Source organism: Pandoraea sp. SD6-2 (assembly GCF_000389825.1).
Classification (GTDB): Bacteria; Pseudomonadota; Gammaproteobacteria; order Burkholderiales; family Burkholderiaceae; genus Pandoraea; species Pandoraea communis.
The window spans coordinates 38,443-53,420 of record NZ_KB944431.1; the positions used below are offsets into that span (position 1 = coordinate 38,443).

Annotated in this window: 16 protein-coding genes; 7 read left to right on the top strand and 9 right to left on the bottom strand. The window is 63.0% G+C overall.

All coding sequences use genetic code 11. The features are described from left to right. Positions 1–35 precede the first annotated feature (35 nt). Positions 36–1,007 carry a LysR substrate-binding domain-containing protein gene (locus C266_RS07695; RefSeq protein WP_010808451.1) on the bottom strand — a complete coding sequence of 324 codons (972 nt, stop codon included), beginning with the start codon at positions 1,005–1,007 and terminating at the stop codon, positions 36–38. Between the two features lie 103 nt (positions 1,008–1,110). Between C266_RS07695 and C266_RS07700 the strand changes: the two genes are divergently transcribed. Next, positions 1,111–2,325 carry a nitrate/nitrite transporter gene (locus C266_RS07700; RefSeq protein ID WP_010808452.1) on the top strand — a complete coding sequence of 405 codons (1,215 nt, stop codon included), beginning with the start codon at positions 1,111–1,113 and terminating at the stop codon, positions 2,323–2,325. 55 nt (positions 2,326–2,380) lie between these two features. Here the strand turns inward: C266_RS07700 and C266_RS07705 are convergent, their stop codons facing one another. Beyond that, complete coding sequence (locus C266_RS07705) at positions 2,381–2,953, bottom strand: MarR family winged helix-turn-helix transcriptional regulator (RefSeq protein WP_010808453.1); 573 nt, start codon at positions 2,951–2,953, stop codon at positions 2,381–2,383. A 77-nt stretch (positions 2,954–3,030) separates the two neighbouring features. Between C266_RS07705 and C266_RS07710 the strand changes: the two genes are divergently transcribed. Beyond that, complete coding sequence (locus tag C266_RS07710; RefSeq protein WP_010808454.1) at positions 3,031–3,906, top strand: EamA family transporter; 876 nt, start codon at positions 3,031–3,033, stop codon at positions 3,904–3,906. Positions 3,907–3,913: 7 nt separating this feature from the next. On the opposite strand, the gene moaC is transcribed toward C266_RS07710, so the two are convergent. After that, positions 3,914–4,393, bottom strand: coding sequence for a cyclic pyranopterin monophosphate synthase MoaC (moaC, locus tag C266_RS07715; RefSeq protein ID WP_010808455.1), 480 nt, complete (start codon positions 4,391–4,393; stop codon positions 3,914–3,916). 378 nt (positions 4,394–4,771) lie between these two features. Between moaC and C266_RS07720 the strand changes: the two genes are divergently transcribed. Beyond that, complete coding sequence (locus C266_RS07720) at positions 4,772–6,259, top strand: M48 family metalloprotease (RefSeq protein ID WP_246831156.1); 1,488 nt, start codon at positions 4,772–4,774, stop codon at positions 6,257–6,259. A 173-nt stretch (positions 6,260–6,432) separates the two neighbouring features. On the opposite strand, the gene C266_RS07725 is transcribed toward C266_RS07720, so the two are convergent. Then, positions 6,433–6,930 (bottom strand): hypothetical protein, encoded by a 498-nt coding sequence (locus tag C266_RS07725; RefSeq protein ID WP_144265746.1) that lies wholly within the window; start codon positions 6,928–6,930, stop codon positions 6,433–6,435. Between the two features lie 120 nt (positions 6,931–7,050). Between C266_RS07725 and C266_RS07730 the strand changes: the two genes are divergently transcribed. After that, positions 7,051–8,286: an MFS transporter gene (locus C266_RS07730; protein WP_036662052.1), complete on the top strand. Its 1,236-nt coding sequence runs from the start codon at positions 7,051–7,053 to the stop codon at positions 8,284–8,286. Between the two features lie 5 nt (positions 8,287–8,291). Here the strand turns inward: C266_RS07730 and C266_RS07735 are convergent, their stop codons facing one another. From C266_RS07735 to C266_RS07755, 5 genes are all read right to left on the bottom strand, one after another. After that, complete coding sequence (locus C266_RS07735; protein WP_010808459.1) at positions 8,292–8,969, bottom strand: DUF2946 family protein; 678 nt, start codon at positions 8,967–8,969, stop codon at positions 8,292–8,294. 9 nt (positions 8,970–8,978) lie between these two features. Further along, positions 8,979–10,010 (bottom strand): YheT family hydrolase, encoded by a 1,032-nt coding sequence (locus tag C266_RS07740; RefSeq protein WP_036662111.1) that lies wholly within the window; start codon positions 10,008–10,010, stop codon positions 8,979–8,981. A 16-nt stretch (positions 10,011–10,026) separates the two neighbouring features. After that, complete coding sequence (locus tag C266_RS07745) at positions 10,027–10,482, bottom strand: nuclear transport factor 2 family protein (protein WP_010808461.1); 456 nt, start codon at positions 10,480–10,482, stop codon at positions 10,027–10,029. A 60-nt stretch (positions 10,483–10,542) separates the two neighbouring features. Next, positions 10,543–11,568, bottom strand: a complete 1,026-nt coding sequence (gene waaF, locus C266_RS07750) for a lipopolysaccharide heptosyltransferase II (protein ID WP_010808462.1) — start codon at positions 11,566–11,568, stop codon at positions 10,543–10,545. Positions 11,569–11,679: 111 nt separating this feature from the next. Then, a complete protein-coding gene (locus tag C266_RS07755) occupies positions 11,680–11,877 on the bottom strand; it encodes a zinc-finger domain-containing protein (protein WP_010808463.1) in 198 nt (65 codons plus the stop codon). A 456-nt stretch (positions 11,878–12,333) separates the two neighbouring features. On the opposite strand from C266_RS07755, the gene C266_RS07760 reads away from it, so the two are divergent. The 3 genes from C266_RS07760 (at position 12,334) to C266_RS07770 (ending at position 14,770) form a co-directional block, all read left to right on the top strand. Then, positions 12,334–13,158, top strand: coding sequence for an AzlC family ABC transporter permease (locus C266_RS07760; RefSeq protein ID WP_010808464.1), 825 nt, complete (start codon positions 12,334–12,336; stop codon positions 13,156–13,158). Then, positions 13,155–13,478, top strand: coding sequence for an AzlD domain-containing protein (locus C266_RS07765; RefSeq protein ID WP_010808465.1), 324 nt, complete (start codon positions 13,155–13,157; stop codon positions 13,476–13,478). Before C266_RS07760 ends, C266_RS07765 begins: the two co-directional genes overlap by 4 nt. Positions 13,479–13,564: 86 nt before the next feature. Continuing rightward, the gene (locus C266_RS07770) at positions 13,565–14,770 is read left to right on the top strand and encodes a phosphoglycerate kinase (protein ID WP_010808466.1); all 1,206 of its coding nucleotides are present in this window, start codon (positions 13,565–13,567) and stop codon (positions 14,768–14,770) included. The last annotated feature ends 208 nt before the right edge of the window (positions 14,771–14,978 follow it).

Here is a 14,978-nt window from a genome sequence, read left to right on the forward strand (position 1 = left end):
GGCAACGAGTTCTCCGGAATTCGTTGCCGTTTTTTTTATGCCTGAGTGGATGTCGCAGCGTCAGGTGCACTGTCGTTGCCGCCTCGGATGCGCGGTGCGACGAGCGGTGTCGTGGCGGCGATCTCGTCCTGCAGCCACTGCCAGAAGGCGTGAATCGCGCGCTCGCGCGGATGATTTTCCCGCCAATTCACGTGATATTCGAGGCTCGGCGGAATGCGCACATCGCCGATTTGCACCAACTCACCCGCTGCGAGCGCATCGCGCACGAGCAAACTGCGTGTCGTGGCGACGCCCTGTCCGGCAATCGCCGCCCGCAAGAGCAACCCCGAATCGTCGAAAATCGGTCCGCGCGTGGGTTCGTGCGGTGGCAAACCCGCAGCGACTTGCCAGTCGCGCCACGATCGATGTGCGAAGCGCAGCATCGGCAGTTTGTCCGTATCCGCAATAGTGAACCCCGGCACGCGTGCGATCAGGTCGGGATGGCATACGGCAATCACGTAGTCGTCGAGCAGTTTGCGCGTGACGAATCCTGTCTCTTCCACGCGTTGATGCCAGATACCCACGTCGACCGAATACGGGTCGGGGGCCGCAATGTCTGCGTGAATTCGCACCATCAGGTCGATGCCGGGGTGCTGTTCGCCAAAGCGGTCGAGCCGGGGTATCAGCCACTGTGCCGCCAGATCGGTCATCACACTGATTTCCAGGCGCACCGTGGCCGGCGACGCCCCAGGCGCCGTGCCTGCCCGCGCTTCGGTGATCGCTTCGTCGAGTTCCGACATACCGATGCGCACCCGCTCTGCCAGACGCGCTCCGACGCTCGTCGGTACCATCCGGGCGCCCACGCGACGGAACAGCGCCGTGCCGAGCTGCTGCTCGAGGGAGCGCATGTGATGGCTCACCGCACTGTGCGTCAAATTCAATTCCTCTGCCGCACGCGTAAAGCTGCGGTGGCGCGCAGCCGCTTCAAGCGCACGCAGCGATTGGAGGGGAGGGAGGTGTTTGAACATGATGTCAAATTCTACTCACAATGTGCGCGCAAAGGTTTCGTTGGATTCATGGCGTCGTTCCGCCGACAATCCATACCCGAGCAATTTACTTGGGTATGGCTTCATGTCGAAAGCACTTCGCATCTTCGTGCTGTTCGCCTGCGGATACTTCGTCTCATACGTGTATCGCGGTGTGAACATTGGGTTTGCACCATTTATGACACGCGAACTCGGTCTCTCGCCCGCCGATCTCGGCTTGCTGACGAGCCTTTATTTCCTTGGTTTCGCGGGCGCGCAATTGCCTGCCGGCGTGCTGCTCGACAAATTCGGCCCGCGCCGGGTGGCGTCGCTCGTGCTGCTGTTGGCGGCTGCCGGCGCTGCGCTATTCGGTCTGGCGCACGGCGTCGGCGCGCTGATGGTGGGACGCCTGCTCATCGGCGTGGGCGTGTCGGTGTGTCTGGGCAGTGCGTTCAAGGCGCTGGCGCAATGGTTTCCGGTGGCGCGTCTGCCATTGCTCAACGGTCTGGTGATGGCCGTGGGCGGTATGGGCGGTGTTGTGGTCGGCACGCCGCTGAACTGGCTGCTTGGGCTAACGGACTGGCGCATCGTGTCATTCGGACTGTCGGCGCTGACAGTCTTCATGTCGGTCGCGCTGTGGTTCGGTGCGCCGGAGAAACCGGGTTCACATGCGCAAGGAGGCCTGTTCGAGGCGCTCAAGGGGGTTCGTCAGGTGCTGGGAAGCGGTATGTTCTGGAAAGTGACGTCGCTCTCCGGTATCACCCAGGGCGTGTTCTATGCGATGCAATCGCTCTGGATGGCGCCGTTCATGCGTGATGTAGAGGGGCTGTCGGAAGTGCAGGCGGCGTCGCTGGTGTCGGTCGTGGGGCTTGCGATGATGGGCGGCAGCGTGGTCTTCGGTGCGGCTGCGCGCTGGCTCGAGCGTCGCGGTGTGAGCGTATTCGCGTTTTCCGGCGTCGGCATGGTGCTGTTCGTTGTCGTGCAGTCACTGCTGATGATGCGTGCGCCGATTCCGCCGGTTTGGCTGTGGGCGGCGTATGGCATCTTCGGCGGCTCGGGCATTCTGTCGTACGCGGTGCTCGCAGAGCACTTCCACGGTACCCTGATCGGACGTGTGAATACCTCGCTCACGCTAGTCATCTTCCTGCTGATCTTCTTTTGTCAGGTGGGCGTGGGGGCCATGCTCGGGGCTTATGCCGCGCACAGTACACAGGCGCACTTCTCTGCGTGGACGGTGCTGATCGTGCTGCAGGTGCTGGGGGCAGTGTGGTACTTCTGGCCGCAACGCCAGCGCGTCGGGAAGGTGGCCGCGGCAGCATGATGCATGCCTGACGCGATGTGAGGCGGCGGGCCGTACTGTGGCGCCGCCGTCTTGCTCAATGCCCGTTTTCGAGCGCGTGCAACCAGACGCTCAAGCCCGACTCGATGTCCGCGAGGGCCGCTTTCGGCAACGGCGCCAGCATTCGATGCTCGTTGGCGACGTGCGCCTCGACGGCGCGTTCGATCAGTGCGAATCCGGCGGCAGTCAGTTGCACCAGCGTGCTGCGGGCATCGTCCGGATTGGCCACGCGGGCAATCCAGCCCCGCGCTTCCAAACGTTGCAGCCGGTGCGTCATCGTCCCCGAGGTCACCATCAGCGTCGAGAACAAGGCGGTCGGTGCGAGACGATAGGGCGCGCCCGAGCGACGCAATGTCGCCAGCATGTCGAATTCCCACCCACTCATGTCGAACTCGGCGAACGTGACATCGAGTTGCTGCTGGATGAGCGCCGCGCAGCGCTTGAGGCGGCCAATGACGCCCATCGGCGACACATCCAGATCGGGGCGCTCGCGATGCCATTGCGCGAGGATGCTGTCGACGGCATCGCCATGCCTCTCTTCGAGCTGCGCCGTCTGATGGGGCTCAGTTGCTGCGCGCGTTGTGCGGCTTCCCTTTGGCCGGTTTCCCATGGGTGACTCCAGTTATCTTGACTTCAAGGTAAAAGGATACCAAACTGCCATTTATCTTGAATTGAAGATAAATGGCGATGACGACTACAACTTCCCCGTTGCCGATCCGTTGGGCCGATGCATTGCTCACGGCGCTGGCGCCAATGATCTGGGGCTCGACCTATATCGTGACAACGCAACTGTTGCCGCCGGACCGGCCATTTACGGCGGCGTTGATTCGTGTGCTGCCGTCCGGTCTGCTGTTGCTGCTTTACGCACGGCGTTGGCCCGCGCGTCGCGATTGGGGGCGGTTGGTGGTGCTCTCGGCACTCAACATCGGCGCGTTCCAGGCATTGCTGTTTGTGGCGGCGTATCGCTTGCCGGGCGGGCTGGCGGCCGTGGTCGGGGCGATTCAGCCGTTACTGGTGATGGGGTTGGCGTGGGGCGTGGAGCAGCGGCGCCCGTTGGCGACGACGGCCTGGGCGGCACTCGCGGGCGTTGTCGGTATGGGCGTTTTGTTGCTGTCGCCGGGCACGGTGTTCGAGCCGGTGGGTATTCTGGCAGCGCTGGCGGGCGCGGCGAGTATGGCGATGGGCACTTATCTCACGCGCCGGTGGCGTCTGGACATGCCGGTGCTCGCCCTCACGGGATGGCAATTGCTCTTGGGGGGATTGATGCTCGCGCCCGTTGCATGGTTGGCCGATGCGCCGCTGCCCGCGCTCACGATGTGGCAGACGCTGGGCTACCTGTATCTATCGATCGCGGGGGCGCTGCTGGCTTATGCGTTGTGGTTTCGCGGCATTGCGCGTCTGGCGCCGGTGGCGGTGTTGTCGCTCGGCTTGCTGAGCCCGTTGACCGCCGTGGTGCTGGGCTGGGTATTGCTGGGTCAGGCGATCAAGGGTGTCGCATTCGTTGGGCTCGCGATGGTGTTCGCGAGCATTCTGGCGGTGCAGTGGACGGCGTCGCGTTCCTGATGCCGCCTCAGTCCTGCGCGACCCAGTCGCCCGACTTGCCGCCGTGCTTTTCCAGCACGCGCACGTCGGTGATGGTCATGCCGCGGTCGACGGCTTTACACATATCGTAGATCGTCAGCAGGCCCACCTGAACGGCCGTGAGGGCTTCCATCTCGACGCCCGTGCGGCCGATGGTTTCGACCTGCGCGCGGCAATGCACGGCGTTCGCGCCGTCGTCCACCAGAAACTCCACCGTCACGCGCGTGAGTGCCAGCGGATGACACAGCGGAATCAGATCGGCGGTTCGTTTCGCGCCCTGAATGGCCGCAATGCGTGCGATGCCCAGCACGTCGCCTTTTTTGGCCGTGCCGGTGCGAATCAGCGCGAGCGTTTCCGGCTTCATCAGAATGGTGCCGCGCGCGACTGCGATGCGATGCGTGCTGTCCTTGCCGCCGACGTCAACCATGTGGGCCTGTCCGGCGGTGTCGAAATGGGTGAGTTCTGCCATGAGTCGATGCTGAGAAGGTATTGCGGAAGTTCTGGCACGAGGGGGCACAGTTGCGCGGCTCGCGAGCGTGAATTCGGCGATGTTTCGTCTGCATTCCGGACGTTCGGTCGATGCCGCGGAACGTCCACGTCTGGCTGCTATCATAGCAGCAGCCCCGAATGATCAGCGCCACGCGGCGCCCATTTCCATGACGCGTTCGTCACGTTCGTTCAGCGCCTCCATTGGCATATCCCGCATGATTCCCGTGCTTCGCTTTTTCTCGTCACGTCGCTCATGGCGCGCATGACCGTCATGTCGAGGCGTTCACGTCCGTCAGATCGGTGCACGCGCGTTGATGCTCGCTGGCGGCGCGTTTTCGCGTGGGCGATGCTTCCCGTCATGACCGCGGCGACGTTTGCCGCGGCCGTGCTTCCGACGCAGGCTGCGGCGCAGTCGCTGCCTACGCTGGGCCAAAGTTCGGCTTCCGATCTCTCCCCCGCCATGGAGCGCAAGTTGGGCGAGCGCGTGATGCGCGAGATTCGCGCCGATCCCGATTATCTGTCCGACCTGCTGCTCTCCGATTACGTCAATGCGTTGGGCAGCAAGCTCGTGTCGGCCACGCGCAAAGTCGGGCTTGACGCCAGTCAGAGCTTCGAGTTCTTCGTTGTGCGCGATCCCGCGATCAACGCCTTTTCGCTGCCCGGCGGCTTTATCGGCATCAACACGGGACTGATCGTGACCACGCGCACCGAGTCGGAACTGGCGTCGGTCGTGGGACACGAGACGGGTCACGTTCTGCAACATCACATCGCGCGGATGCTCGGCCAGCAGTCTCAGAACTCGTGGATTGCGCTTGGCGGCCTGCTGCTCGGTTTGCTCGCCGGGATCGGCGCACGCAGCTCGGATCTCGGCATGGGGATCGCGATGGGCGGGCAGGGGCTGGCCGTCGACCGGCAGTTGCGGTTCTCGCGCGATGCGGAGCGCGAAGCCGATCGCGTGGGCTTCCAGTTGCTTCAGGCGGCGGGATTCGACACGTATGCCATGCCGACGTTCTTCGAGCGCCTGCAACGTGCGGACTCCATCAACGAAGCCGGTGTGCCGGAATATGTGCGGACTCACCCGCTCACGACCGATCGCATTGCCGACATGCTCAATCGCTCGCGCAACGCCGGATATCGCCAGCCCGAACAGTCGCCCGAGTATGTATTTGTGCGTGCGCGTTCGCTGGTCCTGCAACAGAAGTCGGCGAGCGATTTCGCGACGATTGCCGAGGCACAACGCACGGCGATCCGTTCGCAGACTGCGCCGAGTGTGGCGGGGGCCTGGTATGCGGTGGCGCTCGCGGAGTTCAAGCAGCACCGTTGGGAGCCTGCACGCGAGGCGCTTGAGAAGTCGCGTGCGGCGTTCGGTGGCACCGGGCCGGGTACGCCGAGTCTGGCTGTTCTGGCCTCGGATATCGCACGCTCGTCGGGGCACGCGCAAGAAGCGCTGCAGATGGCCACACAGGCGCGCGCCGCGTTCCCGCTGTCTCAGGCTGCCGACATGGCCTATGCAGACGCGCTGGTCGCCAGCCAGCGAATTCCCGAGGCGACGAAGTTCCTCCAGGCGCAGGTGGAGCGCTATCGCGGCGAGCCGATCTGGTGGCGGGCTCTCGCAGGGGCATGGGCTGCGGGTGGCAGGCAGGCGCGTCAGCACGCCGCGTTAGCCGAGCAGTACGCGCTGCAAGGCCAGTGGATGGCGGCCATCAGTCAGTTGAAACTCGCACGCGACGCGGGCGACGCCGATTTCTACGAGATGTCGACGATCGACGCCCGACTGCACGAGTTCCAGCGTCGCTACCGGGAAGACAAGGAAGACGAGAAGGACTTCAACAAGCAGTTCGGGTGAGGGGTGCATACCGCGTAGTTACGTACATCGTTGGGTTGAGCGCAAAAACAACGCTTCGAAGCTTTCGAAATTTGCGATCTATACGCAGTATGCAAAGCAAGGTGATCACCATCTTTTAGTGGTCCATTGAATGATGATTCTGTAGGATCGAAACAAGATGGAAAGTTCGGATCTTACCTATTTGGGATTCTGACATTCCCCATTGCGAACAGTGCCCCCTTTGGCGAGTATGACGACACGGTACCGTGCTTGCCTCGCAGTGAATTCTCGCCGCGAGCTTTTCGACCAATATTCACGGAGTGGGGTGAAGTATAGAGAATTGCAGTTACGAAGTCGTGATAGACAATGAGCGGTTCATCAACAAGCCGGTGGTTGCGTTGACTAAATGCCAAATCAAATTCCGTGATCGCGATAGTCTGCACCAATGTGTTGAAGAGATTCGAAAGTCTGATCTTAGGCTGAGTTTGAGGCCGGAGGAGGACGTCCAGTACGATTGGCAAAATCCAGTCGGGGTTCGAGGAAATACTCTGCATTTTGGCGTGCGCTGGTTTGATGCCAAGTATTTTTCCGAGCATAGGGATGTCTATCTGAACGAAATGCATAAGCGGTTGCTGAATCAATTTGGTGTCGATATGGCCGACGCAAACGTTGAGCATTTCGTAGCTTCTCACTAATTTTCGCCTCATGGTCGCCACGATCTACGTTCGGTCGTGGCGATTCTCCCGGCTCACACCGTGTCTCCACTCTTCGCTTACCTGTCGTTGGATTTCCTCCTCGCGGCCTACCTCGGTATGTGGAACGCGATGGTGCCCATCGTGTTGCTCGACCGTTTCGGCACCGCAGGTGTCGTGGCGTATGAGATTGCGCTTGCCGCGTGTGCCGTCATCGCACTGCCGGTGGCGGCCTCATGGACGGAGCGTTTGCCGCGTGGCCGGGTCATGCAGTGCGCGTGCGTGACCATCGCGCTATCAGGCATATCGCGGATGGTCATTGCGGGCGTAACGCATGGCGTCACTTTCTGGATACTGAACGACATGATTGCCGTGGTGGCCTTCGCCGTCGTGCAGCCGCTGCTTGGTGTCTATCCGGCAGAGACTGTCGAGAAGACCCGCGTGTTAGCCGCATTTCGCCTGAAGCGAGTCACGGCCAATCTCGGTCGTATCGGTGGGCCATTATTGGCCGGTACGGCTTTACTTTTCTTTCCCCGACAATACGCTTTATGGTGCGTCGCAGCGCTCGGGTGTTGTGCGCTGCTCCTTTTGCCGCGACTGCCAAGACTCCCGACGTCGCGTCCCCCTGGAACATCGGCCCCCGCTACTATAAGCGTGGCGTTTCGTCGCGCGTTTGCCGGATTCGCATTGAAAGTCCGGCTGCCGGCAGAACGATGCTTCACGCTCTGCGATATGTTGCTTGGTGTCGCGACGGCGGGGATTGTGCCGATGTTGATACCTCAACTCGTGCAACAGGCGGCATTGCCGGCATCGCAGGCGGGTTGGCTGATCGCGATATTCGTCGTTGGATCGATCGCGGGCGTCGTCATTTTTCACCCGGTCCTCTCCGGTGTATTGCGACGAAGGTTGGGTTATGTCGTGATTTGGGCGGCACTGGGCATTAGCCTCGCAGTCGCAACCGTTGCAGACAGCGTCGTCTTGCTGGGGGCGAGTTTGATGTCAGCGGGCGTGTTCGGCGCATGCCTGTCTATGAACGGCATCGACCGGCGCGTGATCGCGATGCCATCTTCCGTACGTATCAGAGTCGCCAGTGCAACGTTGCTGACGACACAGATGGCGAGCATGCTGTCGTTCTCGCTGTACGGCGTCACCTATTCAGCCGATACCTTGGACGGGCGATGGTGGTTGTATGGCGGCCTGGTTGCCATCGCTGCGCTGTCGTCGTGCCTCGCAAGTGAGCCGTGGAAACTACTTGCCGAGAATGACGCAGGCGACGCCGTTGAGACGTTCTATACCGACCGATATCCCGAAGCGTTTGACGAGGCTGACCCTATGGCGCGGGACGGCGCGGCGTAACGAAATCATGCCCCTTGACCGTCGGCCTGCGGATCGCGCTCGAATCCATAGGCCTGCGGCAGAGTGCCGGCGTGAACGGTCGCGAAGGGCAGCGAGGTGCCATTGCGCCAATGCAGTCGTACTGCACCTTTGGCGTCGGCGGTGTCGTCCGACGTTTGCTCGATCTCGAAGGCTTGCGCCAGATCGGACACCTGCGTGAGCAGATCGATGTCGTGATCGTGCAGCAACGCGAGCGGTGCGCTCCTCTGCGTTTTTTCCACCGTCGTGCCATCTCCCCCGCCGCCGGATGGCGCACCCACGAACGCCACATTCCCGTCTTCGTCCAGCAGACACGCCTGCGGCACGAACCGATGCCCCAACTGGTCCGTCAGCTCCGGCGCGCCGCGGCCGTCGTTCGCGGCGGCGTCCCACGTGAGCCGCACCACGAACGGCGCATAGGCGAGCGAGACGTACACGCGTTGCGGCCCGTTCTGGAAGTACCATCGCCCGGCGTCGTCGCTAGCATAGTTGCGGGCAATGAACGCGATCAATGCCGCATGACGGATCGGATCGCCGGCGGTGCCCGCCGCCTGCGCCGCTTCATCGCGCATGCGCCACTGTCCGCGCCGGTCGAGGGCGAGCCAGCCGTAGCAATCCGGTACGTTGGGCCATTTGGCCATCGCCTGTCGAACGATTTCATCCATGGTGCATCCTCAGGCCGCACTCGGCAGAAATTGACGGAAGTAGTCGAGCACCGTGCGCGGCATCCACGTCATGCCGCCGGGAAACGGACCGCTCATGAAGCCGACGTGCCCGCCGTTGGCCGGTTGCAGCAACTGGACATAACGCCCGACATCGTCCTGGCCGGGCAGCACATTGGCGGGCTGGAACGGGTCGTTACGCGCATTGATCACCAGCGTCGGCACTTCGATTGCCGGCAGAATCGGCTTGCTCGACGCGCGCGTGTAGTAATCGAACGCACTGTGATAACCGTGCAATGGCGCCGTTACCACATGATCGAATTCGCCGAGATCGCGCGCGGCCATCATCAGGTGCCGGTCGTAAAGCCCAGGGTACTGGTCGAGCTTGACGAGCGCTTTTTTCTTGAGCGTGCCCAGAAAATTGCGTGTGTACACCATGTTGAAGCCGTGCGAGAGCGCCAGTCCGCCCGCCCGCAAATCGAGCGGTGCCGAAATCGCGCACGCGGCACTCACCACCTGCGTTGCATGCCCCTCGCGCTCGCCCAGCCAGCGCAGCAGCACATTGCCACCCAGCGACACCCCGGCCGCGAAGATCGGGCCCGAGGTGTTCGCGCGCAACCGTTGCAGCATCCAGTCGACCTCGGTGCTGTCGCCTGAATGATAGAAGCGCGGCGCGTGATTCATGCGGCCGCTGCAACTGCGAAAGTGGGGGATCACACCACGCCAGCCCCGCGCTTCGACCTCGCGCATCAAGGTGCGGGCGTAGTGACTGCCCGAGCCGCCTTCGAGGCCGTGAAACAGCACGACGAGCGGCGTTTCGACCAGACCTTCGGGGGCGGGCGGAGATTTCTCTGCGGCAGGCGGGGCGACTAGCCAGTCGACATCGACGAAGTCGCCGTCGGGCGTGTCCCACGTCTCGCGCCGGAATTCGACCGACGGGCGGCGGCCGAGCAATGCCGGGTAAATCGTCTGGCTGTGCCCGTCGGGCAGCCACCGCGGCGGCTGGTAGTCCAGGGGAAGAAACGTCGCCTGACGCGCCGTCATCGTCGTACCGTACCGGTCAGTGAAGCCCATCCGGACGCGCGTGCATCATCAGGCTGAATTGCTCAACGGCTTGCGGCGGCAACGGGCTGGAGTGGATATGGGCGAAGCGCCAGTCGCCTTGCTCATGCACCAGCACATAGGTTGTGTGGATGAGCTGGGCGACCGTCTGACCGGCGTCTTCCTTGCCGACGCGCATCGCTTCGGTCGCCGTGTGCATGACCGTGCCGACGGTGTCGTACTCGGTCGTGTCCAGCGAATCGATTAGCACCACGCTTTGCGAGAACTGGGCAACCAGACCGCTGCGAATCTGTTCCAGACCGTCCCAGCGGGTGCCGTCGGCGCGAATGTAGCTGACGAAATCCTCGTTGGCCCAAAGCGACATCACGCGATCCGTCTGCCCACGGCTCAGCGCGTCATAAAAAGCGATGATGGTCTCACCGGCGGCATCGAACAGACGGACAAAACGTGGCATGAGAATTTACCGTTGAGTGTTACCGGGATCGGGCTGAACGCGGCTCCGCCGTAGGCTGGATCAGCGCTGCGTGAGCAGAATGTTGCGCACATTCGCGAACACATGCTCAGGCATCAGCTCGTTGAGGCAGCGCGTATGGCCCAACGGACATTCGCGGGCAAAACACGGACTGCATTCCAATTGTAGCCACAGGATATGCGCCTGGTCGGACAGCGGCGGAGTGTGGCGCGGATCGGACGAACCGAACAGGGCAATCTGCGGGCGGCGCAACGCCGCCGTCACGTGCATCAGCCCCGAATCGTTGCTCACCACGGCATTGGCGCGTGCCAGCAGCGCGCACGCTTCGGCCAGCGACGTCTGTCCGCACAGATTGCGCACGAACGGGGCGTCCAGGGCGATTTGCTGTGCCAGTGCGCCATCTTTGCCCGAGCCGAGCGCGACGATCTGCGCATACGGGAACGAGCGGCGCACCAACTGGGCCAACTGCGCGAAATGACCCGGCGGCCAACGCTTGGCCGGCCCGAACTCGGCACCTGGGCAAAACACCACGAGCGGCACGCGCAGATCCAGGCCGAAGCGCGCGAAGACACGGGCCGACTCGTTCAGATCGGCCTCAATGCGCGGTGTGGGCAGCGTCTCGGGCAGCTTGGCCCCGGGGGCGAACGCGAGCGCAGCGTAGTGCCGCACCATCGGCGGGCGCTCGTCTTTGCGCGGATTGGCGTGGCGCACGTTGAGCAGGCCGTAGCGCTGCTCGCCCTTGTAGCCGATGCGCAACGGAATGCGCGCCAGCCACGGAATCAGCGCCGACTTCAGGGAGTTCGGCAGCACATAGGCGGCGTCGTAACCCTCGTCGGCGAGCACGCTCGCGAGCCGGTAGCGCTCGAGCGGCTGCAATTTGCCGTGCGCGAGGTCGGTAGCGACGACGCGCGAAATCTCCGGCATGCGTTCCAGAACCGGGGCGACCCAGCCGGGCGCGATCGCGTCGATGGTCAGACGCGGATGCAGACGCTTGAGCAGGGTGAACAACGGCTGCGCCATCAGCGCGTCCCCAATCCAGTTGGGGGCGATCACCAAGGCTTTATGCATCGTGGCGGAGACTCAAAACGTTAAGCGTAGCGATGAAACGGACAGGCGACCGGGCGGCGCATTGCGCCAGCTTGGCACGGCGCCTGACCGGTCGGGGCAACGGCAGCCGGCTCAGTGGTGGCCCTTGAGCACGACACCCGCCTTTACACGATAGCGCGTGCCGCAGTACGGGCAAGCCGCTTCGCCGTGGGTCACATCGATGAACACGCGCGGATGGGCGCTCCAGGCTTCCATCTTCGGATTCGGGCAGTGCACAGGCAGATCTTCGGCGCCGACTTCGACGACCGGCATTTGTTTGACTTCGCTCATGGGGTTCGGACCGTGATGGGTATTCGGAATTTCGGGGATTGCAGGGCCGGCGCCAAGGATGAAACCGCTGGCTGTCTGCCCACCAAAAGACGCTATTGTAAAGCAGCCGCAGCCCTTTGCGGATGGCTCGCAGCGCCAGCAGACGCGCCGCCTACCCGTTTCGGCCTCACAGAGAACCCACCGCGTGGCGCGTATGCGACACCTCGCGTGTTGCACCTGCAAAAACGAACAGATATACGCCGGTAACGTAGTAAGCAAGTATTTACCATAGCTATAATGGGCTGTCGCCCGCCGCCAACGATGAATATATTCAGGAGATACTCCGGCAACCCTGGCGGGTGCCATGGCCGCTAGCGGCCATTTCGGGCGTGCCGGGCGCCGTCGGGACCGCTTTGCCCCGCAATGCCAGACACTGTGCCGGACGCTTCGGCGCTTGCCCCCCAACAGACCATGCCAATGCTTCGTCTGCCAGCCGCCGAACGTCAAGGGTTCGCGGCCGGTTTCCGCATTATTTCGCCGCTCCTGCCTGCCATCTTCTCGTGGGGACTCGTGACCGGGGTCGCCATGAGCAAGTCGATACTGACAGTGCCGCAGGCCATCGGCATGAGCCTGATGCTCTACGCGGGCTCCGCTCAGTTGGCCTCGCTGCCGTTATTCGCTGCCGGCATGCCGTTGTGGACGATCCTGCTCACGGTCGGCATCGTCAATTTGCGCTTCGTGATCTTCAGTGCCGCACTCCAGCCTCATTTCTCCTATCTGTCGCTGCCTCGGCGCATCGTGCTCGGGTACGTGAATGGCGATCTCGGCTTCGTCATGTTCATGAACCAGAACTTCGCGAGCGGGTATGTACCGGGCAAAGAGGGGACCTACTACGGCATCACGATCAGCAACTGGGCCGTCTGGCATGTGTCGTCGATCCTCGGCATCATGCTCGGCGCGCTCGTGCCCGATAGCTGGGGGCTGGGATTCGCGGGCACGCTCGCCCTCATTCCCATGATGGTTCACACGATCACGAGCCGCTCGACCCTGCTGACCGTCGCGCTCGCGTCGGTCATCGGCCTGCTCGCGTTCGATCTGCCTTATCGCCTCAACCTCGTGCTCGGGGTGTTCGGTGCGCTCGCCGCCGGTATGGTCTGCGACGAACTGACCGCGCGGCACGCGAAGCGTCTTGCCCTGGCGAGTCCGAAAGCGGCGGCGAACGACGGCAGCGCGCACGTGGGGGCGCGCGATGACGCACAAGAGAGTGCGAAAAACCGTGCCACAGGGGAGCGGCGCTCATGAGCACCTTCGAGATCTGGTTTGCCTTCGTGGCGATGACGGCGATCACCATCGTCACCCGTACCTTCTTCCTGCTCGCGGGCGACCGGGTGACGTTGCCGCAGCGGCTGCAACGCGCGCTGCGCTACGCTCCGGCGGCGGCGCTCGCCGTGATCGTGGTGCCTGAGGTGCTGCTGCTCGATCACCAGTTCGCGCTGCATCTGGGCAACCACAAGCTGGCGGCGGCCGTGGCGGCCACGGGCTGGTTCGTCTGGCGCCGCAACATGATCGAGATGATCGTCGTCGGCATGGCCGTGTACACGCTCGGCCGCTTGTTTCTGTAGGCAGAACCCCCAAGCTCCAAAATGGGCAACCGGCGGGTGGGATCAGTTAAAATGCATGTTTTTCCCACTATTTATTCCGGATTCTCATGGCTTCCGTCGTACGTCTTTCCGATTTGATTGCTCAAGGCCGCCTGGCAGGCAAACGTGTCTTCATTCGCGCCGATTTGAACGTGCCGCAAGACGATGAGGGCCGTATCACGGAAGACACGCGTATTCGTGCCTCGGTGCCGGCCATTCAGATGGCGCTCGACGCCGGTGCTGCCGTGATGGTCACCTCGCATCTGGGCCGTCCGACCGAAGGCGAATTCAAGCCTGCCGACTCGCTCGCGCCGGTGGCGAAGCGTTTGTCGGAACTGCTCGGCCGCGACGTGAAGCTGATTGCTAACTGGGTCGACGGCGGCTTCGACGTGGCGCCGGGCACGGTTGTGCTGCTGGAGAACTGCCGCGTCAACAAGGGCGAGAAGAAGGACAACGACGAACTGGCGCAGAAGATGGCCAAGCTGTGCGACATCTATGTGAACGATGCCTTCGGCACCGCTCACCGCGCCGAAGCCACGACGCACGGCATCGCCAAGTACGCGCCGGTCGCCTGTGCCGGCCCGCTGCTCGCCGCCGAACTCGAAGCGCTCGGCAAGGCGCTGAACGCCCCGGCCCGTCCGCTCGTGGCCATCGTGGCGGGTTCCAAGGTGTCGACCAAACTTACCATTCTGAAGACGCTCGCCGACAAGGTCGATCAACTGATCGTGGGCGGCGGTATCGCCAACACGTTCATGCTGGCCGCCGGTCTGCCCATCGGCAAGTCGCTCGCCGAGGCCGATCTGGTCGGTGAGGCGAAGGCGATCATCGACGCCATGGCAGCGCGCGGCGCGTCGGTGCCGATCCCGACGGACGTTGTGTGCGCCAAGGAATTCAGTGCCACGGCGCAGGCAACGGTGAAGGCTGCCGCCGACGTGACCGCCGACGACATGATCCTCGACATCGGCCCGCAAACGGCCGCCAAGCTCGCCGAGCAACTGGCGGGCGCGGGCACCATCGTGTGGAACGGTCCGGTCGGCGTGTTCGAATTCGACCAATTCGGTCACGGCACCGAGACGCTGGCGCGCGCCATTGCCGCCGCCAAGGGGTTCTCGATCGCCGGGGGCGGCGACACGCTCGCCGCCATCGCCAAGTACGGCATTGCCGATCAGGTCAGCTATATCTCGACCGGTGGCGGCGCTTTCCTCGAATTCCTCGAGGGTAAGACGCTGCCGGCCGTCGACGTGCTGCAACAACGCGCGGCGCAAGCCAACTGATCGCGTAAAGCCAGGTGGAGCGGGGCTCGCAGGCCGGTTCGACGGTCCGGAAGCCGTTGGCAAACGGCGATCTTGGTCGTCTTATTGCGAACGTCAGAGATCGAATCAAACGATTTCGTACGGACAATACGAACTTTTTGGTTAACCTGCGGTGGCCTAAATGCGCTACAAACCTCTAAGCGCCAGCAATGTCGAACGCGCTGTCACC